Genomic DNA, 752 nt, shown 5'->3' on the forward strand with positions numbered 1-752 from the left:
CCCCATGTCTGCTAACCCCTTCTTGCCGGAATGAGTAAGCGGTCAGTATCACCACCCCCCCACCCCATTTCATGAAGGTGTTGCACTTGCTTGTTGAACCCGCGGTGCCTAACCCCTCCGTCAAGGGGACGTCCACAAGCGGGCTTCGCCCACTTGCGGCCGCCCCTTACGTCGAACGTTAGGTTGCAGGGAGAGCGCCAAGTGCCAGCACCGTATGTCGGCAATTGCCTTTGTGGCCAAGTGCAGTTTCAGCTTTGCGCTGAGCCACTCACCTACTACGCCTGCCACTGCACGGACTGTCAGCGCCGCACAGGTGGCTCCATGAGGCTGGCCATGTGGGTCACTCGTTCAAGTCTCCACGTCGTATCCGGCGAGCCAGGGGTTCTGGAGTTTCAAGGCAGCCTAGGTCGGCCTCGTCGTTCCAGGGCGTGCACCGCGTGCGACACGAGGTTGTGGGCAGAGCCAGTCAACAGGCCAAGCCTGGCAATCCTCTTTCCGGGTACCCTGCAAAGTGCAAGTCAGTTCAGCCCCGTCGCTCACATCTGGGTTCGCAGCGCTTTGCCATGGGTCACAATTCCCGAAGGCGTCGCCAAGTACGAAACTCAGCCCAATGATCCCCAAGAGCTCATTCGCCTCTGGCAAGCTGCAGGTAGTGCATCAGGCCAGGCTGCAACCTAACCCCTCCGTCAAGGGGACGTCCACAAGCGGGCTTCGCCCACTTGCGGCCGCCCCTTACGTCGAACGTTAGGCCT

The 752-nt window shown here is 60.8% G+C and carries 1 protein-coding gene; it reads left to right on the top strand.

What is annotated here, in order from left to right; translation table 11 throughout:
* Positions 1 to 201: 201 nt before the first annotated feature.
* On the top strand, positions 202 to 678 hold the full coding sequence (locus AC1DYI_RS37425) for a GFA family protein (protein ID WP_477209113.1): 477 nt from the start codon (positions 202 to 204) through the stop codon (positions 676 to 678).
* The last annotated feature ends 74 nt before the right edge of the window (positions 679 to 752 follow it).

The sequence above is a fragment of the Ideonella sp. P3_A4 genome, assembly GCF_056403075.1.